Annotated in this window: 21 protein-coding genes and 2 pseudogenes; 14 read left to right on the top strand and 9 right to left on the bottom strand. The window is 67.5% G+C overall.

Features of this window, described 5'->3' with window-relative positions; all coding sequences use genetic code 11:
* The first annotated feature begins 3 nt into the window (after nucleotides 1–3).
* From CYFUS_RS24945 to CYFUS_RS24935, 3 genes are all read left to right on the top strand, one after another.
* Complete coding sequence (locus CYFUS_RS24945; protein WP_095992203.1) at nucleotides 4–3,741, top strand: CHAT domain-containing tetratricopeptide repeat protein; 3,738 nt, start codon at nucleotides 4–6, stop codon at nucleotides 3,739–3,741.
* A gap of 220 nt (nucleotides 3,742–3,961) precedes the next feature.
* Nucleotides 3,962–4,600, top strand: coding sequence for a hypothetical protein (locus CYFUS_RS24940; RefSeq protein WP_095987508.1), 639 nt, complete (start codon nucleotides 3,962–3,964; stop codon nucleotides 4,598–4,600).
* 134 nt (nucleotides 4,601–4,734) lie between these two features.
* Nucleotides 4,735–5,433 carry a hypothetical protein gene (locus CYFUS_RS24935; protein ID WP_095987507.1) on the top strand — a complete coding sequence of 233 codons (699 nt, stop codon included), beginning with the start codon at nucleotides 4,735–4,737 and terminating at the stop codon, nucleotides 5,431–5,433.
* Here CYFUS_RS24935 and CYFUS_RS52910 read toward each other — a convergent pair.
* Nucleotides 5,421–5,630, bottom strand: coding sequence for a hypothetical protein (locus CYFUS_RS52910; RefSeq protein WP_232537754.1), 210 nt, complete (start codon nucleotides 5,628–5,630; stop codon nucleotides 5,421–5,423). The two genes, CYFUS_RS24935 and CYFUS_RS52910, sit on opposite strands and share 13 nt — an antisense overlap.
* Before the next feature lie 152 nt (nucleotides 5,631–5,782).
* Here CYFUS_RS52910 and CYFUS_RS24930 point away from each other — a divergent pair, with 152 nt between their 5' ends.
* The gene (locus CYFUS_RS24930) at nucleotides 5,783–6,181 is read left to right on the top strand and encodes a RidA family protein (protein ID WP_095987506.1); all 399 of its coding nucleotides are present in this window, start codon (nucleotides 5,783–5,785) and stop codon (nucleotides 6,179–6,181) included.
* 23 nt (nucleotides 6,182–6,204) lie between these two features.
* Here the strand turns inward: CYFUS_RS24930 and CYFUS_RS24925 are convergent, their stop codons facing one another.
* Complete coding sequence (locus CYFUS_RS24925) at nucleotides 6,205–7,125, bottom strand: LysR family transcriptional regulator (protein ID WP_232537753.1); 921 nt, start codon at nucleotides 7,123–7,125, stop codon at nucleotides 6,205–6,207.
* 43 nt (nucleotides 7,126–7,168) lie between these two features.
* Entirely contained in the window at nucleotides 7,169–7,918 is a 750-nt protein-coding gene (locus CYFUS_RS24920) for a CerR family C-terminal domain-containing protein (protein WP_198316757.1), read from the bottom strand.
* Nucleotides 7,919–8,062: 144 nt separating this feature from the next.
* On the opposite strand from CYFUS_RS24920, the gene CYFUS_RS24915 reads away from it, so the two are divergent.
* The 3 genes from CYFUS_RS24915 (at nucleotide 8,063) to CYFUS_RS24905 (ending at nucleotide 10,837) form a co-directional block, all read left to right on the top strand.
* Complete coding sequence (locus CYFUS_RS24915) at nucleotides 8,063–8,974, top strand: NmrA/HSCARG family protein (RefSeq protein WP_095987504.1); 912 nt, start codon at nucleotides 8,063–8,065, stop codon at nucleotides 8,972–8,974.
* Between the two features lie 61 nt (nucleotides 8,975–9,035).
* On the top strand, nucleotides 9,036–10,409 hold the full coding sequence (locus CYFUS_RS24910) for a hypothetical protein (RefSeq protein ID WP_095987503.1): 1,374 nt from the start codon (nucleotides 9,036–9,038) through the stop codon (nucleotides 10,407–10,409).
* A gap of 41 nt (nucleotides 10,410–10,450) precedes the next feature.
* Entirely contained in the window at nucleotides 10,451–10,837 is a 387-nt protein-coding gene (locus CYFUS_RS24905) for a hypothetical protein (RefSeq protein ID WP_095987502.1), read from the top strand.
* A gap of 131 nt (nucleotides 10,838–10,968) precedes the next feature.
* On the opposite strand, the gene CYFUS_RS24900 is transcribed toward CYFUS_RS24905, so the two are convergent.
* Both CYFUS_RS24900 and CYFUS_RS24895 read right to left on the bottom strand, forming a co-directional pair.
* A complete protein-coding gene (locus tag CYFUS_RS24900) occupies nucleotides 10,969–11,907 on the bottom strand; it encodes an alpha/beta hydrolase (protein ID WP_095987501.1) in 939 nt (312 codons plus the stop codon).
* 150 nt (nucleotides 11,908–12,057) lie between these two features.
* Nucleotides 12,058–12,969, bottom strand: a complete 912-nt coding sequence (locus tag CYFUS_RS24895) for a LysR substrate-binding domain-containing protein (protein ID WP_095987500.1) — start codon at nucleotides 12,967–12,969, stop codon at nucleotides 12,058–12,060.
* 132 nt (nucleotides 12,970–13,101) lie between these two features.
* On the opposite strand from CYFUS_RS24895, the gene CYFUS_RS24890 reads away from it, so the two are divergent.
* The gene (locus CYFUS_RS24890; RefSeq protein WP_095987499.1) at nucleotides 13,102–13,719 is read left to right on the top strand and encodes an isochorismatase family protein; all 618 of its coding nucleotides are present in this window, start codon (nucleotides 13,102–13,104) and stop codon (nucleotides 13,717–13,719) included.
* A 106-nt stretch (nucleotides 13,720–13,825) separates the two neighbouring features.
* Here CYFUS_RS24890 and CYFUS_RS54345 read toward each other — a convergent pair whose 3' ends face one another.
* Nucleotides 13,826–14,320: a VOC family protein gene (locus CYFUS_RS54345; protein ID WP_332468422.1), complete on the bottom strand. Its 495-nt coding sequence runs from the start codon at nucleotides 14,318–14,320 to the stop codon at nucleotides 13,826–13,828.
* Here CYFUS_RS54345 and CYFUS_RS24880 point away from each other — a divergent pair.
* The 6 genes and pseudogenes from CYFUS_RS24880 to CYFUS_RS52900 all read left to right on the top strand — a co-directional run bounded on the left by CYFUS_RS24880 (nucleotide 14,231) and on the right by CYFUS_RS52900 (nucleotide 19,649).
* Nucleotides 14,231–14,455, top strand: a complete 225-nt coding sequence (locus CYFUS_RS24880) for a hypothetical protein (RefSeq protein WP_095987497.1) — start codon at nucleotides 14,231–14,233, stop codon at nucleotides 14,453–14,455. The genes CYFUS_RS54345 and CYFUS_RS24880 overlap by 90 nt on opposite strands.
* A gap of 52 nt (nucleotides 14,456–14,507) precedes the next feature.
* The gene (locus CYFUS_RS24875) at nucleotides 14,508–15,272 is read left to right on the top strand and encodes a class I SAM-dependent methyltransferase (RefSeq protein WP_095987496.1); all 765 of its coding nucleotides are present in this window, start codon (nucleotides 14,508–14,510) and stop codon (nucleotides 15,270–15,272) included.
* A gap of 184 nt (nucleotides 15,273–15,456) precedes the next feature.
* A complete protein-coding gene (locus CYFUS_RS24870; RefSeq protein ID WP_095987495.1) occupies nucleotides 15,457–17,814 on the top strand; it encodes a hypothetical protein in 2,358 nt (785 codons plus the stop codon).
* An 81-nt stretch (nucleotides 17,815–17,895) separates the two neighbouring features.
* Entirely contained in the window at nucleotides 17,896–18,693 is a 798-nt protein-coding gene (locus CYFUS_RS24865) for an isocitrate lyase/PEP mutase family protein (protein ID WP_095987494.1), read from the top strand.
* 85 nt (nucleotides 18,694–18,778) lie between these two features.
* Nucleotides 18,779–19,198: pseudogene (locus CYFUS_RS54340) on the top strand (PAS domain S-box protein); the annotation flags it as partial.
* Nucleotides 19,199–19,352: 154 nt separating this feature from the next.
* A complete protein-coding gene (locus CYFUS_RS52900; RefSeq protein ID WP_232537752.1) occupies nucleotides 19,353–19,649 on the top strand; it encodes a sensor histidine kinase in 297 nt (98 codons plus the stop codon).
* Here CYFUS_RS52900 and CYFUS_RS51785 read toward each other — a convergent pair.
* From CYFUS_RS51785 to CYFUS_RS24835, 3 genes and pseudogenes are all read right to left on the bottom strand, one after another.
* A pseudogene (locus CYFUS_RS51785) lies at nucleotides 19,584–20,114 on the bottom strand (double-CXXCG motif protein); the annotation flags it as partial. The gene CYFUS_RS52900 and the pseudogene CYFUS_RS51785 sit on opposite strands and share 66 nt — an antisense overlap.
* Before the next feature lie 15 nt (nucleotides 20,115–20,129).
* Nucleotides 20,130–20,510, bottom strand: a complete 381-nt coding sequence (locus tag CYFUS_RS24840) for a DUF2380 domain-containing protein (RefSeq protein WP_095987493.1) — start codon at nucleotides 20,508–20,510, stop codon at nucleotides 20,130–20,132.
* A 27-nt stretch (nucleotides 20,511–20,537) separates the two neighbouring features.
* Nucleotides 20,538–22,496: an FG-GAP-like repeat-containing protein gene (locus CYFUS_RS24835; RefSeq protein ID WP_095987492.1), complete on the bottom strand. Its 1,959-nt coding sequence runs from the start codon at nucleotides 22,494–22,496 to the stop codon at nucleotides 20,538–20,540.
* Nucleotides 22,497–22,502: the final 6 nt, after the last annotated feature.

The following is a 22,502-nucleotide window of genomic DNA, read 5'->3' as shown; positions in this document are numbered from 1 at the left end:
GAGATGGGCCAGAAGAAGCCGGATGCGCGGCTGGTGGAAGCTCGGGCGAACGTTGACGCGGCGACGAAGCTCAAGAACGCAGGCCGGTACCTCGAAGCCCGCATACGGATCGAGCACGCACTCGCCCTTCAGGAGGCCGCCCTCGGCGAGCGCCATCCCGACGTCGCCACCTCACTCAACAACCTCGCGCTCCTCTACCGGGAGCAGGGGTTGTACGACCGAGCCGAGCCCCTCTACCTCCGCGCGCTCGCCCTTCATGAGGCGGCCCTTGGCGAGCGCCACCCCAATGTCGCCACCTTGCTCAACAACCTCGCGATCCTCTACCAGGCGCAGGGGTTGTATGACCGGGCCGAGCCCCTCTACCTCCGCGCGCTCTCCCTTCGGGAGGCCGCCCTCGGCGAGAGCCATCCCGACGTCGCCCAAACCCTTCACAACCTCGCCAGCCTCTACCGGGAACAGGGGTTGTACGACCGGGCCGAGCCCCTCTTCCTCCGCGCGCTCGCCCTTCGGGAGGCCGCCCTCGGCGAGCGCCACCCCGACTTCGCCCAAACCCTCAACAGCCTCGCCAGCCTCTACCTGGCGCAGGGGTTGTACGACCGAGCTGAACCCCTCTACCTCCGCGCGCTCGCCATTCGGGAGGCGGCCCTCGGCAAGCGCCATCCTGACATCGCCCAAACCCTCAACAACCTCGCGCTCCTCTACCATGAGCAGGGGTTGTACGGCCGGGCCGAGCCCCTCTGTCACCGCGCACTCACCCTTCAGGAGGCGGCCCTCGGCGGGAGCCATCCTGACATCGCCCAAACCCTCAACAACCTCGCGCTCCTCTACGATAAGCAGGGGTTGTACGGCCGGGCCGAGCCCCTCTACCTCCGCGCGCTCGCCATTCGGGAGGCGGCCCTCGGCAAGCGCCATCCCGGCGTCGCCCAAACCCTCAACAACCTCGCGGGCCTCTACCGAGCGCAGGGGTTGTACGACCGAGCCGAGCCCCTCTGTCACCGCGCACTCACCCTTCAGGAGGCCACCCTCGGAGGGAGCCACCCCGACATCGCCACCTCGCTCCACAACCTCGCGCTCCTCTACCATGAGCAGGGGTTGTACGGCCGGGCCGAGCCCCTCTGTCACCGCGCACTCACCCTTCAGGAGGCGGCCCTCGGCGGGAGCCATCCTGACGTCGCCACCTCGCTCAACAACCTCGCGGGCCTCTACTATGAGCAGGGGTTGTACGACCGGGCCGAGCCCCTCTACCTCCGCGCGCTCTCCCTTCGGGAGGCCGCCCTCGGCGAGCGCCACCCCAAGGTCGCCACCTCGCTCAACAACCTCGCGGCCCTCTACTATGAGCAGGGGTTGTACGACCGGGCCGAGCCCCTCTATCTCCGCGCACTCGCCCTCCAGAAGGCGGCCCTCGGCGAGCGCCACCCCGACGTCGCCCAAACCCTCAACAACCTCGCGCTCCTCTACCATAAGCAGGGGTTGTACGACCGGGCCGAACCCCTCTACCTCCGCGCGCTCGCCCTTCGGGAGGCCGCCCTCGGTGAGCGCCACCCCGGCGTCGCCCAAACCCTCAACAACCTCGCGCTCCTCTACCGAGCGCAGGGGTTGTACGACCGGGCCGAGCCCCTCTACCTCCGCGCACTCGCCCTCCGGGAGGCGGCCCTCGGCGAGCGCCACCCCGGCGTCGCCACCTCGCTCCACAACCTCGCCAGCCTCTACCATAAGCAGGGGTTGTACGACCGGGCCGAGCCCCTCTACCTCCGCGCACTCGCCCTCCGGGAGGCGGCCCTCGGCGAGCGCCACCCCGGCGTCGCCACCTCGCTCCACAACCTCGCCCAACTCCGCCAGGCCCAACACCGCCTCGCCGACGCCCTGCCTCTCTACACGCGCGCCTTTTCCATTTCCGAGCAGCGCCTGCGTCAGGAGGCTCTCGGCTTCTCCGAGTCGCGCCTTTCCAGTTTCCTCCAATACGTGCGTGCTTCCGCGGAGATGCTCTACTCCCTGCTGCGCGCATACCTAGAGGACGCCCGCGTGCAACGCTTGGCCCTCGGCGCCGTTCTCCTCCTCAAGGGCCGCTCCGTCGAGGAGACGGCCCACATCTCCCGCACCCTCTACCTCGGCTTGGGCGCCGAGGACCGCGACACCTTCGAGCGGCTGCGGGGCCTTCGCACCCAACTGGCCACCCTCTCGCTCGTGGGCCCCGGCTCACTCCCCCCCAAGGACTACCCACTGCGCCTCAAGGCGCTGGCCGACGAGGGTGACTCGCTCGAAGCGGACCTCGCCAAACGCTCCGCTCCCCTGCGCGCCCTCACCGCCCTGCCTCTCCCCGCCGAGATTGTCGACCGCGTCGCCGCCTCCCTCCCCAAGGACGGCGCGCTCGTCGAATTCATCGCCTACAGGAACAGTCCCCTCGTCCCGAAACCCGGGACGCCGCCGGCAAGCACTCCCGAGCAGCTCCGCGACCTCGACCACGCCGCCCTGCCCTCACGCGACGCCCTGGCCTACCGCGACATCTCCGCTCCGGAATTCCAGCCCCCACCCGGGACGCCCCCGGCAAACACTCCCAATCAGCTCCGCTACCTGGCGCTGGTGCTCTTCCCCGATGCCTCCACCCAGGCCGTGGACCTGGGCCCTGCTGCTCCGATAGACCGCGCCGTCTCGCGCCTGCGCGACGCCCTGGCTCACCGCGACAGCTCCTTCCTCGCCCCAGCCCAGCAACTCCACCAACTCGCCTTCCAGCCCCTGATGCCCCTGCTGGGCTCCACCCGCCGCCTCCTCCTCTCTCCCGACGGCCAGCTGGGCCTCGTCCCCTTCTCCGCCCTCCACGACGGCCACGACTTCCTCCTCGATACCTTCGACTTCCTCTACCTCACCTCCGGCAGGGAGCTGCTGCCGCGTCCCCAGGGTGTGGCCCCCTGCTCCTCCGTCTTCGTCCTCGCCGACCCGGATTTCACGGCCTCGCCTCCCGCCGCGCCCTCCTCGGGCGGCCCCACCCCCACGCGGGTCGAGCCCCCTACCTCCCTCGAGGGCTTCTTCTCCACCGTGCGCGCGAACCTCGCCAGTAGCGTGTGGCCCCCCCTGCCGGGCACACGTCAGGAGGCCCTGGCCATTCAGCGCCTGTTGCCCCAGGCCCAGCTCTTCCTCGGCTCCGAGGCCACCAAGGAGCGACTGCTCCGCCTTCCCACCCCGGGCATCCTCCACCTCGCCACCCACGGCTTCTTCCTCGAGGACTCCTCCGCTGCCCCTCCCCCGGCCTCCCCCGCCGTCGGCCAGGTCGAGGCTCCCGGTCCCATGCACAGCTCCCCGGGACCCCTGCTCCGCTCCGGCCTCGCCCTCGCGGGCGCTCGCGCCCCGGCGCCTGACGCCTCCTCTTCCTCCACGCACCACGCCGCCCTGGTCACCGCACTGGAGATGGCCGGGCTCAACCTCTGGGGTACCCAACTCGTCGTCCTCTCCGCCTGCGACACCGGCCGAGGCGATGTCCACCTGGGCCAGGGGATTCAGGGCCTGCGCCGCGCCCTGGTGGTCGCCGGGGCGGAAACAGTCGTCATGAGTCTCTGGAAGGTGAACGACGACTCCACCCGCCTGCTCATGGAGACCTATTACCTCCACCTCATGGCCGGACAGGGCCGCGCCTCCGCGCTGCGCGAGACCATGCGCTCGCTTCGGGCTTCCCATCCCCACCCCAACGACTGGGCCCCCTTCATCGTCCTGGGCAGCGATGCTCCTCTGGTTGCCATCTCTCCCTGAACGAGTCCGTTCGTCACCAAGACCCAGGCTCGGCGCGCGCTGGAGAGACATTGGACGGTTTCGTCCTCACGCCCGCCGATCTCTGGACGAATTCGTCCAGACGGTCACCCTCCCAGGGAGGCCTCCATCGAAGAAGTCCTCAGGGACCCATTGGCGCACGTATGCTGACCCCGCGGGCGGCCCCAAAGCGCGCCTGCAAACGCGAGGCGAGGAGGAATGTGTGCGGAGACTGCATCAGGTCATCAGGATTCTGCCGAGCGTGGCACTCCTGTCGGGTTGTGGTTCCAACGGAGGGTCAGCGGCTGTCGATTCCGCCGACATCCCGCGCGGGAATGGAACCGCGGCCCTCCTGGAATCGGCTCCGCCCTCGGCGCAGGAGACCCCCACTTCCACGGTCCCCCATCTCGCGGATTTTTGCGCGGATGCCACGGGTCCTGGGACCTACAAGGGATATACCTGCGAGGACTCGAACAACTTCATCATCGCCGAGAATGTGTCCTGCCAGGACGCGCGCCGCAAGTGCGAACTCAATGCCAAGGCCAATCCATCCCTGAGCTTCTACTGTACGTGGAATGACCGGGTCGTCTATCGCAAGGAGATTTCGGTGGGGGCCTGCAACACCGAGGTGTGCCAGTCCACGTCGGGGACTGGCAGACGGGTGCTCTACTCCTGCATCTCCCCCACCGAACTCCAACCCGCCATCATCTCGAACAGCATCACCTGTCAGTCCGCGTTCGACAATTGCAAGCTCAATGCCGACATGAACACACATATCAGCGTCCTATGCACGTGGAATGACCAGGAGATCTTCCGCAGGGAACTGGTCGCTGGTGTTTGTGGAGCCCCGTCGCCCCAGTAAGAAGGGAGGTTGCCGTTCTCACCATGGACACAATATGGGAAGACCCTGAAATCTCTCATCACTGGAGGGGGGTGATGGCATGCCGTATGATAAAGATTGGAGTGTCCTTGCTGAGCACCGTGTGCGGGGGACCGATGGAACCATCGTCCCCGAAGACTCGCGAGCAGCGGCTGGCGGTCCACGACTTCCAGGCCGCGAATACCAACAGCGCGCGGGACACGACGACCTCGGCCCGGATCCCCATCTTCGTGGCCGCGGGCGAGACGGTCATGATTGGCACCTGGGGTATCACGGGCAGCGCCTCCTCGGGTGATACCTACCTCCGGCTCTTCGCTCCAGACTCGACGGAGGTGGCGGAGAATGACGATGCCAACCCCGAACAACTGGGCTCCTGGCTCGCCTATACGGCCGCCACCTCCGGCATGTATCTGCTCCAGGCGGGATGCCTGGGAAACAGCGAATGCTCGGGCACCATCGGGCTCTCGCGTCGCGAGGCCCTCTTCCCCGCGACCAGCCTGAGCAATACCAACGACGCCAGGCTCAACACCTTCAACAGACAGTATTACTTCAATGGAGGAGAGACCATCCGCGTCAGCACCTGCGCCGCCACGGCGTACGGCGCCAGCGCTACGGGTGACACCTTCCTGCGCATCTTTCAGCAGACCAACGGCAGCTACACCACCGAGGTGGCGGCCAACGACAATGCCTGCGGTAGTGGTGGCACGGCATCGGAGATCGTCTATTCCGTTCCCGTCTCCGGCTATTACCAGATTCGTGTCGGCTGTGCGGCCAACACGGCCTGCGGTGGGACGGTGGCTGTCTACACCGAGTAGCGGATGAGCCCATCAGTGATGCCGCGCCATTGCAGCGCGGGCACGAACGCATGCGAGTGGCGGGCCGGCACGGTGACGATGCTCTCCACCGCCCCCAGCCTCCAGCCTCCGGCCTCGCGGGCGCTCGCGCCCCGGCGCCTGACGCCTCCTCTTCTTCCGCGCACCACGCCGCCCTGGTCACCGCACTGCGTCACCACGACCCGGGCTCGGCGCGTGCTGGAGCGGCGTTGGACGGTCAGGTCCGGCCAGATTGTCCATGGGCATGGATGGTCATGGCGGGAATGCGGGCTGTTTCCCGGGTGTGCGGTTCTTTAGCATCGACCCCTCTCATGCAGAACCCAGGAGTACCATGAACAAGCCCGAATTTTTCGTCACCCCCGGCTATGGGGACCGCCAGCTCGATGGCATGCATTACTCCCAGGCGCTGAAGATCGGCAATCGCGTCGAGACCTCGGGCCAGGGCGGCTGGAACGACGACTGGGAATTCCCCGAGTCGCTCACCGAGGAGATCGTCCAGGCGTTTCGCAACGTGGGTCGCACGCTGGCGACCGCGGGGGCGGGCTGGGAGCACGTGGTGCACGTGAACTCGTATCACCTCGGCTTTCCGCCCGAGGTCAACGAGACCATGGTCAGGCTGTTTCGCCACTACATGCCCAATCACGCTCCCATCTGGACCTCGCTCGGCGTCGCGGCGCTGGGCGATCCTACGATGCGGGTCGAGATCCGCGTGACGGCCATCGTGCCCTGACGCGAGCTTGTCGCGCCGCTGCGCTACGGGTCGACCGCGGACGCCGCGTCGCCGAAGGTCTGCCTGACCCAATCGACGAAGACCTTCAACCGGGCATGCTGATGCCGGTTGGGCGGATAGAGGACATGGAGCGGCAGCGGCGGGCGCGACCAGTCTTCCAGCAACGGCACCAGTTCACCCGAATCCAGATAGGGCTGGACACAGCGCCGCAGGTGCTGGCCGATGCCCAGGCCCGCCAGCATCAGCGCGAGCAGGCCGTTGCCTTCGTTGGTCGAGAACTCGGCGGCGACGATGTCGTGGCGTTCGGCGCCTTTCTCGAAGATCAACGGATCGGCCTTGCCGGTGGCGGCGAAGAAGTAACCGGCCCGCAGGTGGTGGCGTTCGAGCTCGCGTGGCGTGGCCGGCGTGCCCATGCGTTGCAGATAGGCGGGCGACGCGCAGGTGACATACCGCAGCTCGGTGAGCGTGCGCCCGACCATGGCCATGTCGCCCAGCTTGCCGGCGCGCAGCACGCAGTCCACCCCTTCGCCCACGATATTGATGGTGCGGTCGCTGATGCCCAGCGCGATCGTGATGTCGGGATACTCGCGGTGAAAGTCAGGAAGGGCCGGGATCAGCAGCGTGGTGGCGAAGGTGGCCGGCGCATCGACACGCAGGTGGCCGCTGGGCTTGAGCTTCCTGCCGCGCACCGCGTGGTCCATGGCGTCGAGCTCGGCGATCAGGCGCTCGGCGCGGCGGTAGTACTCCAATCCGTCCGAGGTGACGGCGAGCGCGCGGGTGGTGCGATGCATCAGCTTGATGCCGAGATGCTTTTCGAGATCCGTGACCAGCTTGCTGATCGTCGAGCGCGGCTGGGCCAACTGGTCGGCCGCGCGGCTGAACGAGCCGGTCTCGACGACGCGCACGAAGGCGCGCATGGCCAGGAGTTGGTTCACGGTAGCCATCCCCGAGGAAGAGGGTCGGGTCCAGGGGCGCGTCGGCGGGGTGTCACCGGCGGGAGCGAGACGGCGAGGCGGAGGTCGCCGGGAGGGGTGAAGCCAGGAGCCGGGCGACGTGATCACGGAGGATCTCCTTGACGCGCGCGGCACGGTCCCCGGCGAAGTCCGGCCAGCCCAGGTCCCCGAGCGTTCTGTCCGCCCCATCATGCACGACCCACAACTGACCAAGGATGAGCAGGGCACGAATCCGGGCCCGCTCGTCTCCCTCCTCGAGCCCCAACACCTGGGTGACGAGCGAGATGACCATGGACTTGATGGGCACCGTGAACTCCCGCTCGATCAGCTCGAAGGCGGGATGGCCGGAGGAATGCGTCTGGCATCGCCCGAGGAAGCGGCGCCAGCCTTCTTCGTCGGTCCGGGGCATCGTCAGGTCCGCTATCAGCTCCACCAGATCCTGGAGCGCCTCGAGCATCGCCTCCCGCCGTCCGCTCGCCCGCGCCGCTCGCGCCGCCTCCAATACGGGAGCGAACCCGCCCATCACCCGATCAATGACCCACCGCCCGCACGCCTCGTGCAATCCCTCCTTGCTATCGAAGTAGTATTGCAGCGCCGGCGGGTTGACCCCGGCTCGCGCGGCGATGAGCCGGGTCGACGCCCCCAGGTAGCCTTCCTCGGAGAACACCTCGAAGGCCGCCTGGATGATCCGCTCCCGCGTCTCCTCTCCTCGGGCGTAACCGCCTTCCCGGGGTCGCCGCCTCGGCCGCGACCCCTCCGTTCCGCCCGCTCGCCTGGTACTCACGTGTGCTCTCCCTCCATCCATCCTGGTCCATCTAGAAAAAATGTTCCAGTTGACAGAAATCTTCCAACTGGAAGACATTGGATGAACCCAGCCCCTCCACGGCGGCTCCGAGCCGTCCGGGTGGGGTGTTTTCCAGGAGGACCCATGACGAATCAGATCCATTCGGCGCCCGTGCTCGTGGCGGGGGCGACGGGCAAGCAAGGGGGGGCCGTGGCGCGGTCATTGCTGGCGCGTCGTCAATCGGTGCGAGCGTTGGTGCGAGATCCCCAATCACCGAGCGCCGCGGCCCTGAAGGCCCTGGGGGCCGACCTCGTCCGGGGAGATCTCATGGACAAGGCGTCGCTGCTCGAAGCCTGTGCGGGAGTCCGGGCGGTGTTCTCCATCCCCCCGCTCACGCTCGAGACCCTGGGGACGGATGCCGTGCGGGTGATGGGCAAGAACCTGGTGGACGCGGCGAAGGACGCCGGTGTCCCGCACTTCGTCCACACCTCGGTGTCGGGCGCGGGGGACTTCCATCGCAAGGCACCGGGTTGGAAGGAGGGCCGGTGGGATGTCGCTTACTGGGAGGACAAGGCCTATACCGAAGAGCTCGTGCGCGACGCGGGCTTCCAATACTGGACCCTGCTCAAGCCGGCCTTCTTCATGGAGAACTTCCTGCGTCCCTCGTTCATGTTCGCCCATTCGGTGGGGGATCGCCTGGTGACGGTGCTCAAACCCCACACGGTGCTCGCCCTGATCGCGGTGAAGGACATCGGCGAGGCGGGGGCCGCGGCGATCCTCGAGCCGGAGAAGTTCCACCGGGTGGAACTCGAGCTCGCGGGCGAGCGGCTGACGATGAAGGAGATCGCCCGGATCCTGGGCGAGGCCTGGAATGTCTCGCCCGAGGCTCCGGACCTCACTCCCGAGGAGGCCATGGCCCAGGGCATGCCGCCCGCGTTCGTGAAAAACTATCAACAGCTCAACGAGGTGGGCAGTCCCGCCACACCCGAGCAGGCGCGGAGCCTGGGACTGCCCTTGACCGATTTCAAGACCTGGGCCCACCTCGTCGGCCGCTGAACCATCTACACTGCTCGCCATGTCACGATGGCTGATCGCGCTGTTGGTTCTTTCGGGGTGTGTGAATTCCGTCACGTCGTCCGATGCGGGGACTTCCAGCGACGCGGGCGACGCCGGTCAGCCCTTCGATGCAGGCGTGCGCGATGCCGGCGACTCCCCTGGCTGGGGTCACGGCACCCAGGCCGGCACGTTCGTCAACGATGTGTGGACGCCCGGGCGCGACGGCGACGGCCGGGTGAACGAATCGAGCTGGGCGCTGGTGCCGCACGGCCGGTGGGTGAGCGTCGCGGGCACGAAACTCGAGGACCTCGGTGCGCAGGTGCAGGCCGCCATTCCCGGGTGGAGGGACTACGGCAGCCAGGGCTGGGGCGGCGTCACCGAAGCGTGGAACGCGCCGGCCTTCGACCTCGCCGGCCGCCGGCTGTGGCGTCACGGCGGTGGTCACGGCGACTCGAGCAACAACGGCATCTACCGCTTCGAGCTCGACTCGATGCGCTGGTCGATCGAGCACATGCCGAGCGACACCCGTCTCTGGAGCCAGGCGTACCGCGAGTCAGGCACCTTCGCGGGCTGCCCCGAGTCGCGCGCGGCCTACGACGCCGAAGTCGCCGCGGGGACCTGGGCACAGCGCGACCACTGGTACTACGACGAGATCTTCTGGGACCGCACCGCGAGCAACCCCATGGGCAACCCCACGGCGCGGCACGTGTACGACGGCTTCATCTACGTGCCCGAGAGCAACGAGCTGATCGTCGCCTGTCGCCGGCTGTGGCGGTACTCACTCGCGAGCCACGAGTGGACGCGCAAGACGCACCCGCGCGCCGACGGTGACGTCTACGCCTTCACGGAGGAGGTGATCGCGGTGCTCGATCACGAGTCGAAGCTGGTGATCGGCTCCTGCGGCTCCGGGGGCCCCTTCGCGGCCGACTACGATCTGCGCACCGACACCTGGCTCGCCCCGCGCGCGACCTGGGGCAACTGGGACTGGAGCGGTGCTGCCTACACGCAGGAAGGCGACATCGTGACGATCTTCGTGCCACCGAACAGCTCCGGGACCTACGCCTCGCCCGGCCGCTGGCAGCGCTACGATGTGGCCACCCACACCGTGCTCTCGTCGGGCTCGACGTGGAACTACGAAGGTGGCCTGTCGCTCGCCTCGTTCCCCGACACCGCTCACGCCACCGACGGCCACGGCATGGTCTACGTGCCAACCGAGGGCCTCTACTGGGTGTACACGAAGCTCAACAGCGGCATGGCCTGGCTGGAGCTCGACCTCAAGACCACGCCCGCGACGCTGCGGCCAAAGACCTTCGCCAACGCCGCGCCCGCCTTGCAGAGCGGCATCGCGCGGCGCCGGGCGATCTACTTCCCCAGCCTCGACGCCATCGTGTGGATGAGCCCCGCGAATCAGGACGTTCTCGTCTTCCGCCTGTGAGACTTCCGTGCGAGAACCCGCCAGGAGGCACGAGCGACATCATGGGCGCAATCGACCCCAACCGCATCCGCGACGTTGCAACTCACACCTTGGAGAAGGCGCTCTCGAAGAGCTCGACGGAGCCGTTGCCGCTCGAGCCCCTCGCGAACGCGTCGCTTACCGAGGCACCCGTCGAAGGTTCGAGCGGTGGGCTGCGCATCGAGCTGTCGTTCACGATCCCGAACAGCTCCACGCCTCAAGTGGTCGCCGCGAGGACGGATCCAATGCGTCTCGCCTTCGAGCAGTTCGCAAGCAAGCTCGGCGTCGAGCACAGCCTGCATAGCAAACTGGAAGACCCCCTCACCCTGCGCCTGGTGCTCGTCGCTCAGGGCCCCGAAGAGAAGGTCCGTGCGTTCACCAGGGCCGCTATCGAGTTCATACGGGAGTGACCATCGTTCAGAGTCTTCGGCTGATCGCCTCGGCGATCATGATCGTCGTCACGTTCGTCGCCACCGGGGGTTCCAATGGCCATGGCCATTCTCCTTTCCTTGACAATCAAATCGGCCGCTTCCGCGCGGGCTCATTCGTGGTTGAAGGCATTGAGCAGGAAATGCCCAGCGCGATCGAGCGCGACCCGGCTGCTTTCCAGATGCGTGACATCGAGTTGGAAGACGTGATGCATCTCCTCCCAGATCTCGAGCTGGACAGGGACACCTGCCTGCCTTGCGCGAGCGGCATATTGCCGGGAGTCATCCAGCAGACGTTCGTCGGTTCCGACCTGGATGAAGAGCGGCGGGAGGCCATGCAGCTCGCCCAGGAGCGGCGAGGCGAGCGGATCGGCGGCGCTTGCCGCCCCGAGATACTTCCGGGCGCAATCCCGCAGATACTCGTAGCCGATCAACGGATCCTCCACGGACGGATCCGTCATCGACGCTCCGGTGAAGGCCAGGTCGGTCCACGGGGAGAAGACCACTCCCGCCACTGGCGAGGCGCCGCCAGACGACCTGGCCAGCTGCGCGAGCGTGACCAGCGTCAACCCGCCGCCCGCTGAATCCCCGACGATCGCGACCCGTGTGAAGCCTCGAGCGGCCAGCCAGTGCCATGCCGCCAGGGCCGCCTTCGGCGCGGCCGGCAGCGTCGTCTCGGGCGCCAGGGGATAGTCGATGACGAGCGCGGGAACCTGTGTGCGGCTGACGAGCTGGCTGACGAAGCCGCGGTATGCCTTCGCGGAACCCTGCACGTAGCCGCCGCCATGGAGATAGAGGATCGCGCGACCCGGCTCGGCTCGCGCTGGACGCACCCACCAGCCTCGTACGCCCGCCTCATCGACGGCGTCGAGGGAGACGTCGCCGGTCAGGGGACTCGCGGAGATGAAGGCATCGTAGATCGCCCTGGGCTCGCCGCTCGCGGCTTCCCAGAAGCGGGCGAACCGCTCGCGCAAAACGCCCGCACGCGCGCGTTCGTCCGCCGCGATCCTGACGATCGCCGTTTCGGATGGCTCACTCTTGAATGTACGCATCTTCCAATCGCTCCAGCAAAACTTTGTCCTGGAGGTCATTGTTGGGGATGAGTCCAACGCCCGAAAGACATCACGATCCAGACTTAGCGTCCAATGGGATGGACGATCCGCCTCGGCGGGGTCTGCGTGCCTATCGCCTGGTCGCCAGGCCTAGAGCTGTACCGTCTTTGGGAACTCCGTCGCCAGGTGATCAAGGAAGGCGCGCACGGACGGCAGAAGCCCTTTCCTGTGGGGAATGAGCGCGGTGATCGTGGAGTCGCCGGCAAGCCAGTCCGGCAGCACACGCCGCAACGCACCGGAACGCACCGCCGCCCGGCAGATGTAGCCAGGCAACGCCACCACGCCGAGCCCCTTGAGCGCCGCTTGCTGCAGACCGACCATGTCGTCGCTCAGCAGCCTCGGGGTCAGCGGCATGACGACTTCGTCTCGCGCCCTGCTCGCATGGCGAAGCCGCCACATCGGCACGACGCCGGTCCGCATCATGAAAAGCGAAGGATGGTTTTGAAGATCCTGGGGTGTCCGCGGCGCGCCGTTTGCTTCGATATAGCTCGAGCCCGCGAACAGGAACCACGAGGCGGAAGCGAGCGTCTTCTGGACGAGGTTGGAAGCGAGGAGCGGGTCGGAATGCGCGCGGACGGCGATGTCGTAGTTCTCGCCAACGAGGTCGACGGATCGATCCGCGGCATGCGCGACGACATTCACCTTCGGATACCGCGCGAGGAAATCGACGATGATGTCGGACATCGCGAACTGCATGGTCGCCACGCCAGCAGTGCATCGCACCGTACCGGTCGGTTCGGCCAGCCGATGGCGGATCGTCGTTTCGGCCAACTCCGCCTCTCGGAGCATCGCCACCGCGTGCCGATAGAAGTCTTCGCCGGCCTCGGTCATTCCGAAGCGGCGCGATGTCCGGTTGAGCAGCCGGACGCCGAGATTGCTCTCGAGCTGCTGCATGCGGTGACTGAGGGTCGATTTGGGCATACGCAACGCCCGGCCCGCCGCCGTGAACCCACCGCGGTCGACCACCTGGACGAAAAAGAAGAAGTCGTTCAGATCCAGCACGTGCCACCCATCGTCCAATCAATTGGACGCTGCGTTGCGACTTTGCCGGTTTCTGGTCCGAGGGTCCAGTCGCTAGGATTTCCTTGTCACGACACACAACTGAAATCCCTTGCAACCGTCCAGGAGGACGTCATGACCCATCGCACCTACGAGCCGCTCACTGCCAACAACACGGCCCTGGTTCTCGTCGATCATCAGGTAGGCCTGATGACCGGCGTCCGGGACTATTCGACCGGAGAGCTGAAGCACAACGTCGTGGCCCTGGCCAAGGCCGCCAAGGCGCTCGAGCTGCCGATCATCGTCACGACGACCGCGCGCGACAGCATGTGGGGGCCGACCTTCCCCGAGCTCGTCCAGGCCCTGCCCGGCATCAAGATCATCGATCGCTCCTCGGTGAACGCCTACGACGACGAGCGCGTCGCCAAGGCCATCGAAGCGACCGGGCGCAAGAAGCTCATCTTCGCCGGCATCTCCCTGGAGGTCTGCGCGGCGTTCCCGGCAATGACCGCCGTGGCGCGGGGACTGGACGCCTATGTCGCCGTCGACGCGTCCGGGACATTCAGCGAAACCAAGCGTCAGGTCGGCTTGCTGCGCATGCAACAGGCGGGCGTCATCCTGTCCGACTACGCGACCATGATGGTCGAGATCCTCAAGGACAACGGGCGGCCAGAGGCCGGCGCCGTGTATGGCGCGCTCGACATGCCCTGGGCCACACTCGTGGGCCAGATCGCCCACGCCTACGGAAAGTGAGTGTGTGCCGAGCGGCCTGTACGGCCGGGCCGAGCCCCTCTACGTCAGGGCCCGGGAAAGAGCACCTCGCGGACATGGGCGTCGGCAGCCACCCCGGCGCTCCGCCCTACCCGCCCATCATCTTCGCCATGCGCCGCTCCATCTCCTCCGGCGTCACGTCCTCCACGTGCTGCGCGAGCGTCCACTTGTAGCCCTCGGGATCCTCCACCTGCGCCGTGCGGTCTCCGTAGAACTCGTTCCGCAACGGCCTCAACTGCGTGCCTCCCGCCTTCAGGAAGCGCTCGTTCAGCGCATCCACGTTCTCCGTGTACACGCACAGCCCCACCGGCGTGCCTCCAAAGTCCTTCGCGCTCTTGTTGCCGGAATCGCCTTGGGCATGTGGTGCTCCTGGGGTGGGGCTCCCCGCTCCATACGGGGACGGTGAGCCTCCCCGGTGCCACTCGTCCGGGCAAGTCCGGATGGCGGTGGTATGTTCCTCGCCCCAACAATATGTCTGGGGTACCGAGGGTCCATGCGCCGCGCTCTCACACTTTTTGTTCTGCTCGGTGGGATCGGAGTTTCGCTGCCCGTGGCAATTGTCGCGATGATCTACTTCGCGCATGGCTCCCTGGAACTCGATCCAACGGAAGAGCAGGAGGGGAAGGCGCGTCTGGCCGCGGGCATGATTTTCGCCGGGGCTGCCCTCGCCCTCTTCGTTCTGGGCGGGGGGCTGCTCAGGTGGTTGAAGAAACCTTGAGTTGCAGTTGCGTATCATCCGCTACTCAACGGAGTCCCCTGAAAGGCATCTCATGACCCGACCCTCCACGGAACGCTTCACCGATCGCGTCGCGGACTACGTGCGCTACCGCCCGGACTATCCACCCGAGCTCCTCGCCTTCCTGCATGGCCCGGGAGGCCTCGCGCCCTCGGCGCCGGTGGCGGACGTGGGGGCCGGCACGGGCATCTCCACCCGGATGTTCCTGGAGGCGGGGCACCCGGTGGTGGCGGTGGAGCCCAATGCCGCGATGCGCGCCGCGGCGGACGCCTGGCTCGGTGGGTTTCCGGGCTACCGGAGTGTCGCGGGCAGCGCCGAGGCCACGGGGTTGGCGGATGCGAGTGTCGCGCTGGTGACGGCGGCGCAGGCCTTCCATTGGTTCGATCCCGAGCGTACCCGGCGGGAGTTCGCCCGCGTCCTGGTGCCGGGGGGCCGGGTGGCGCTCTTCTGGAACAGCCGCCAGCTCGACAGCACGCCCTTCCTGCGCGGCTACGAGGCGCTCCTGCGCCAGTATTGTCCGGACTACGCGAGCGTGGCCGAGCGCTACCCGAGCGATGAGCAGGTGGCGACCTGGTTTGGCGCGGGGCTGCGCCACCAGGTGGTGTTTCCCCATGCGCAGCGGCTCGACTTCGAGGCGTTGCGAGGCCGGCACCTGTCCTCCTCATTCGTGCCCAAGGAGGGACAGCCGGGCTACGCGCCGACGATGGAAGCCCTGCGCGAACTGTTCGAGCGCGAGCAGCGCGACGGCCACGTGCTGTTCACCTACGACACCCGCCTGCACGTGGGCGAGGTGTCGTGACCGGAAGGCGGGGTCTTCGGGGTGAAGGGCCAGCCGCCTTGTCGTCAGGGGAGCACCCGGCCCCCCAGGAAGGGTGCAGGGCGGGAGAGGGGCCTCGCATGGGGCTGCCGTGCCGTCCTCCTGCCTGGAGGGCTCCCGCAATATGCCGGGGATCCCACCGCTTCACTGTAGTAAGTTGGCGGGAATGGTACGTACTTCAGTGCTGGTGTTCATGGGGTTCCTCGCCTTCGCCACCCTCGACGCATCCGCCGCGCCGCCCGAGGCGGCTGCCGCGAAGTCCGTGGCGGAGGCATCGAAGCGGCTCGAGGGTGCTCGTGCCGCTCTCACGACGGCCGTTCAGCGGATCGAGAAGGATCCGCCGAGCAATACCGACCTCGATGCGGCTCTCGCGGCGGTGGAAGCGCTGAAGAGCGCGCTCGACGCGGGCGCGAGCTTCGAGACGGCGGATCTCGACTACGCCAGAGCCGTCCTCGCGGCGCGCAAGGAGCTCCGGACGCAGCGCGAGTACGTCGAGGGGCGCCGAGCCAAGGTGCACATCTTCGACTCTCGCCGGCGCATGGACGAGGCGCTCGCGACCCTGAATGAGCGCATGGCGAAGGTCTCGGGGAAGGAACCCAGCTCCAAGGAGATGGACGATGCCCGGGCCTCGGTCGATGCGCTCAAGAAGCTGGCGGACGAGAGCCGGCCCCTGACGAAGCAGGATGAGAAGTTCGCCGCGTACATCTCCGAGGTCGACGCGACCCTCGCCCGCCACCAGAAGGCGATCGATGACCGGTGGTTGGCGCAGTCGGCGCAGAAGCAGCGCGGACTCCTGGACGACAGCCGCAAGGCGCTGGCCGCCGCGGTCGCCGAGTTGGGCAAGGCCTGGTCAGACGAGAAGTTCTCGGCCACCGACAAGGCGATCACGGCGCTGCAGAAGCAGCTCGACGAGGGCAAGCCGCTCGAGGAGCGCGACAGGGCGTATCGCGGGGAGGCGGACAAGGCTCGCGCCGAAGTCACGCAGGCCCGGCGCAAGATGGAGGAGTCGGTGGCGCAGGCGGGTGTCTCGCGCATCAAGGTGGAGATGGGGCCTGCCCAGGAAGAGCTCGTCGCGGCCGCCAAGGCGCTCCGTGCCCGGAAGCCGACTCCCGAGCAGTTCGCCGAGGCCAAGACCGCGGCCTTCGTCGTCCGCAAGCTGGTGGAGAAGTACGAGCCGCAGGCCGCGGCCAGCCAGCCGATCGCCCAGTACCTCACCGAGGTGAAGAACACGCTCACCGAGGTGGAGGTGTCCCTCGAGGTTCGCGGCCTCGATACGGCCCGCGCCGACTTCACGCAGGCCCTGCGCAATCTCGAGAAGCGGAGCGTGACCCCCGAGCAGTTCGAGGAGGCCAACACGGCGATGGTCATCCTGCAGAAGACGCTCGAGACGGCTCACACGAAGAACCCCGCGGTCAGCCCCTCCGCCGCCGAGGCGCGTCAGCTGCTCAAGGATGGGAAGGCGACCATCGAGCGGCGCCGGTACGAGGTTGATCTGCAGCAGCAGCGCGCGAAGGTCGACGAGGCGCGCAAGAACGCGACGGCCCTGGTCTCCGGGATCCAGAAGGAGAAGCCCTCGGACGCGCAGATCCAGGAGGCCGAGAAGGCCATCCAGCAGATCGGCGTGGTGCTGGAGGCCGGCGTTGCCTTCGTGAAGAAGGACCGCGACTACGCGCTGTACGCCAAGGAGTCCAAGGAGCGCATGGCGGAGCTGACCGATCGCGTCAACCGGCGGAAGATCGTGCTGGCCGCGGCGGACGCCCGCGTTCAGCTCTCCGAGCGCCTGGCCACGGCGAAGGAGAAGCTCGAGGCCGCGAAGCCCGCTACCGCCACCGACGGCGACATCGATGCGGCCTCGAAGGTCGTGGACGAGCTCATGCAGATGTTCGAGACGCGCGCGGAGCTGGAGCGGCAGGACGCGGGCTACGCGTCGTACGCGGAGCGGGCGCGCAACGAAATGGTGAAGCTGATGGAGGCGCTCGAGTTCGCGCGGCAGGCGCGGGCGTTGCGGAAGATCACCGGTGAGGCCCTGGCCGCCGCCAGCGCGACGTCGCAGGCGGCTGCGTCCGCCGCGGACCTGCGCAAGAAGAAGGATCTGTACGCGAACGCGATGGACAAGCTGAAGACCTGCCAGGACGAGGGCGCGAGGATGGTGAAGGAGAACGCTGGCCTCGCTGGGATCGACGTGCTCATCGGCGGAGTGCCCACGCGGCCCCAGGACGTGATGGCGCAGTGTGCCCAGAAGGCCGCGTCGCTGCAGGAGCCCCAGAAGAGGGTCGACGTGCAGATCCGGTTCGAGGACGGGCCGAGGAAGGCGTACGATCTGGCGAAGTCCCTGCTGTCCAAGGGGCGCAAGAACGAGGCGCTCGATCAGTACAACGGTTGCATCGCGGAGGGGCGCATCCTGGAGAACCGGTATCCCGATTTCAAGGATCACAAGTTCGACGTCAGCGGCACCAGCATGAGCGTGCTCGAGCTGATCCAGGTCTGCGTGAAGGAGCGCAAGCCGCTGCAGGCGGCCCGTTGAGTCTGCGCCAGGGCGCGGGGGACCTTCACCGCGCCGCGGCCCGTGCGATAGAAGCGGCTTCGAACACCTGGGGAGGAAACAATGACCAAGACCGCTGACTTCCGCCGCATGCATCAGTCCGGCATCCTGCTCCTGGCCAACGCCTGGGACGCCGGGAGCGCGCGCCTCGTCGAGAGCCTGGGCGGCAGGGCCGTCGCCACCACCAGCGCCGGGGTCGCCTGGGCCTGGGGCTACAAGGATGGCCACACCCTGCCGCTCGAGCGCCTGCTGCAGACCGCCAGCGCCATCACCCGTGCCATCGAGGTGCCCCTGAGCCTCGACATGGAGCGCGGCTTCGGCAACACGCCGGAGGAAGTGGCCGCCGCCGTGACCTCCGTCGCGCGCCTGGGCGTCGCGGGCCTCAACATCGAGGATGCCAACCTGCCGCCCGAAAACCTCGTCGCCCGCATCAAGGCGATCCGCGCGGCCCTGAAGCGCGAAGGCCTCGACATCTTCATCAATGCCCGCACCGACGTCTATCTGCGCGGGCTTGTCCCCGAGGGCCAGCGCGCCGCCGAGTGCATCCGCCGCGCCGGACTCTATGAGGAGGCGGGCGCCGACGGCATCTTCCCCGCGGGCATGACCGACCTGGGGGAGATCTCCGCCATGGTGAAGGGCACCCGACTGGCGGTGAACATCATGGCCCGCCCCACCCTCGCCCCCGCCGCCGAGTTGGAGAAGCTGGGAGTGCGGCGCATCACGGCGGGCAGCGCGATCCCCGAGGCCATGTACGCCCATGCGGCGCGGCTGGCGGGCGGTTTCCTGAAGGATGGGCTGTCGGCCCCGGTCACGGCCGAGTCGATGCCCTATCCGCAGGTGAACGGGCTGATGAAGGCCTGAGAGCAAGCGCCAGGGCAAAGAGAGCCTTGGGCTGGCCGTGGGACAAGCGCGTGAGAGCGCCAGGTGGAAGGACTTCGCCATCTTCATGCTGGATGCGGGTGGCCACGTGGAGACGTGGAACGAGGGCGCCGAGCGGCTCTACGGCCATACGATGGAGGAGCTCGTCGGGCAGCACGTCTCGACGCTCTACACGCCCGAGGACCTTCGGGTGGGCCGCGTGGACGAAGAGCTCGCGGCGGCCAGCCATCACGGCCGATACGAGTCCGAGTGCGAGCGCGTGCGCAAGGATGGGAGCCGCTTCTGGGCGCATGTCGTCACCACGGCGCTCCGGGACGAGGAGGGACGGCCGCGGGGCTTCGCCAAGGTGACGCGGGACGTGACGGAAAAGCGGAAGGCGGAGGAGGAGAAGGAGCGGCTGCTGCGCGAGCTCAAGGCGGCCGTCGCGGCCCGCGACGAGTTCCTGTCCATGGCCTCGCACGAGCTCAAGACCCCGCTCACCTCGGTGAAGCTGAACCTGCGCGCCCTGGAGCACCGCGCGGAAAAGACGGTCGAGCAGATGGAGGGCGCGGGGAGCCGCAGGCTCGTGCGCATCCACGGGCAGATCCATCAGCAACCTGCTCTCCAATGCCATCAAGTACGGGCCGGGCAAGCCCGTCGAGGTGGATCTGCAGCGGTTGGGCAAGAGCGCGCGCCTCGTCGTCCGGGACCATGGCATCGGCATCTCGGAGCGGGACCAGGAGCGCATCTTCGATCGCTTCGAGCGGGCGGTGTCGAGCCAGCACTATGGAGGCTTTGGCCTCGGGCTGTGGATCAGTCGGCAGATCGCCGAGGGACTGGGAGGCAGCATCCAGCACGAGGTGCTTGGGCAGGGAGAGACCCAAACGGCCACAGCGAGGACACGGCGGTTGACCGTTGGAGGGCAGGCAATCTGGGTGCGCTCGGCCCACGGGGAGTAACTCCAACTCGAGCAGCACGGGCGAAGCGCGCTGGCGGAAGCGCAATTGGGTGGGACAGCCCTGAAGACCTTTCAGGCCCTCGGCTTGGAGTTTCTCGAACGCCTCGCGCTGCACGAGCGGCCACCAGGGAACTGGAGTCACGAACTGCCCGAAGCGGCCTCGAGCCTTGCCCACGAGCGGGCCAAAGGTTGCACCGGGTGTCAGCACGGCTCCTGGTGGGAGGAGTGGGCGCACCAACCCGCACAACCGTTCATACTCCTCGATGGGCTCGGGCCGCGATTCTTCGAAGTCGGCCAGGGATGCAATGGGTGTGAGGTCTACCGAGGGGTACGCTTTGGAATTGTCACTCCAGGTGGCCTTGCAGGTAGGACAACCGAGAATGCCCGGAAGCCGCCATTTGTGAATGCCGTCAACGTTGCCCGTGTAGCCCGCGGACCTGTCTTCCTCGATTTTGAAATATCGCATTCGTGGCTTCTCGGTTCAGTCCTGGCAATAGGGCACGAGTGGGGCATTCACTTTGAACAAGAACATGAGCTCGAACGCGAACTGCCAGATCTCCTCCGGAGTGGCCCCTGGGTTCTGCCCCTGGAACCGACGCCACGCCTCGTTCCACTGGCCGCCCTCGGGCCCTTCACTGTGGAGCCATCGGTGGAATGTGATGGGAAGGCTGACGGTGAAGGCGTGAATGTCGATCCCCTTGCCCTTGAACCACTCGGCCAATTCCGCGCGGGCCTCTTCCCACGAGGACACCGCCGCAGGTACCTCGTCGTCCTCGCGCGGAGTTGGCGTTGAGGTAGCACAAGCGGCCAGCAACACGCCTAGTAGTGCGAGCCATCGTGTGGAGGTCAGCAGGATGCTCATGGTGAAGTCGCCTCGCGCTTTGATTACCTACTGCGCGAGGGCGCGGAACACCTTGCTGGCGCCGTCGTAGGCACCGGGGTTCCAGTACACCTTGTCGGCGCCGCCGCGGCCGTCGATGTTGGCGAAGAAGAAGTCGGTGTTCTCCGAGCCGCTGAAGCCCGTGTTGTCCATCAGCGGGCTGCTGCCGAAGTCGGTGCCGGAGCTGAGGTAGATCTGCATGCGGCCCTGGCGGAAGGTAGGCCGCCAGAAGATCTTGTCCGCCTTGCCATCCCCATCCACGTCCGCGAAGTAGAAGCGCGAGGTGTCCACGCCGCTGGTGCCCTCGTCGTGCGCGAACGAGAAGGAGAAGGCGCCGGTGCCGGCGGAGCGGTAGACGCGCGTGCGGCCCCCGTCCTGGCCCGGGTTCCAGGTGAGACGGTCCGCCTTGCCATCCCCGTCCACGTCCGCGAAGTACACGCGCGTGTCCTCGCTGGTGTTGGCCCCGTCCGTGCTGCGCACCGCCGCGCCGAAGGACGGGGTGGTGCCCTTCCGGGCGATGAAGGTCTCGAAGGCGCCCGAGCGCTCCTTGGGGTTCCAGCGCAGCAGATCCGCCGCCCCATCCCCGGTCACGTCCGCGAAGAACAGCCGCGTGGACTCACTGGTGCTGGCCGCCGCGGTAAAGGCGACGCGGTCGCCGAAGGTGCCATCGCACCGGGACGGGTAGATGCGCACCTCGCCGTCCGCCAGGGTGGGCCGCCAGAGGATCTTGTCCGCGCAGCCATCGCCCGTCACGTCCGCGAAGAAGAAACGGGTGGTGGCGACGACACTCACCGCGCCCTCGTTCTTCACCGCGGCGGCGAAGCTTCCGTCACACCCGGACTTCGCCACCCACGTCTCGCCCTCGCCCGCGGTGTAATTCCACGAGATGCGGTCCGCGCAGCCATCGCCCGTCACGTCCGCGAAGAACAGCTGCGTGGAGGCGGACGTGCCCGAGGGCACCGTCGTCAGGGTGGAGCACGAGGCGAAGATGGACGGGCGGATGGTGGCGAGCACCGCGAAGTGATCCGAGGGCGTCAAGCCTCCGCTCTCGGTGCGATCGATGGAGGGCGAGGTGGAGGTGATCTCCCCGCCGCTGTGGAGGATGTAGTCCAGCCGGGAGTACTTCGTGGAGGGCGTGCCCCCCTGCCAGGCATTGTTGAAGGTGGCGTCCTCCTCGCGGGTGGTGCCGTCGAAGCGCGCCGTGCGGTACAGGTGCCCGAGCGACTCCAGATCCTCCATGGTGCTCTCGTCCGGCGTGGAGGGCGACTGGGCGTCGGTGTTGAAGTCCCCCATCGCCACCACGGGCAGGCCCGCCGGCTTCGTGACGAGGAAGTTGCCCATCTGCGCGGCCTCCTTCTGGCGCCCCAGCGAGCAGATGGCCGAGTAGGCGAAGTGGGTGTTGGCCACGAAGTAGACCTGGCCCGTGCTCAAGTCGCGCAGGCCCACCCAGGCGATCTTCTTGCCCTCGGCATGGCTGAAGCACTCGGCGGAGGCGGCATAGGGGTTGACCAGCGCCTCGTTGCCGCTGCCCACCTCGGGGGCGATCTCGAACCGGCTCTTCTTGAAGAAGATGAGCTTGGGGCTGCCTCCGCCCGGGTTGTAGACGCCGTAGGGCTTGTCGGTGCCGGTGAGGCCCGCGATGAGATCCGCGGGGATGCTGGGGCCGCCCGAGGGGCTCTGCGCCTCCTGCACGCCGACGATGTCCGCGTTGTTGGCGAGGATGCGCTGGATGACGGCCGCCTTGCGGTTGGGCCAGGCGCGCACGCCCGTGTCCAGCGGCCCGCGCACGTTGTACGTCATCACCCGGAAGGCCTTGTGCCCCGTCACCGCCGCCGCCCGGAGCTCACCGAGCGGCGCGGCGGCGTCATCTTCCGGCACCGCCTCCTGGGGACCACAACCCCAGAGCAGGGACGTCAACAGGGAGGACACCACCACGGGGCGCGCACGGCCGCGGAACGAAGGGCTCATGCCCTG

The sequence above is a fragment of the Cystobacter fuscus genome, from assembly GCF_002305875.1.
GTDB classification, from domain to species: domain Bacteria; phylum Myxococcota; class Myxococcia; order Myxococcales; family Myxococcaceae; genus Cystobacter; species Cystobacter fuscus_A.
The sequence above is the reverse complement of the archived record's forward strand: the minus strand, read 5'-3'. Positions and strand labels throughout refer to the sequence as shown.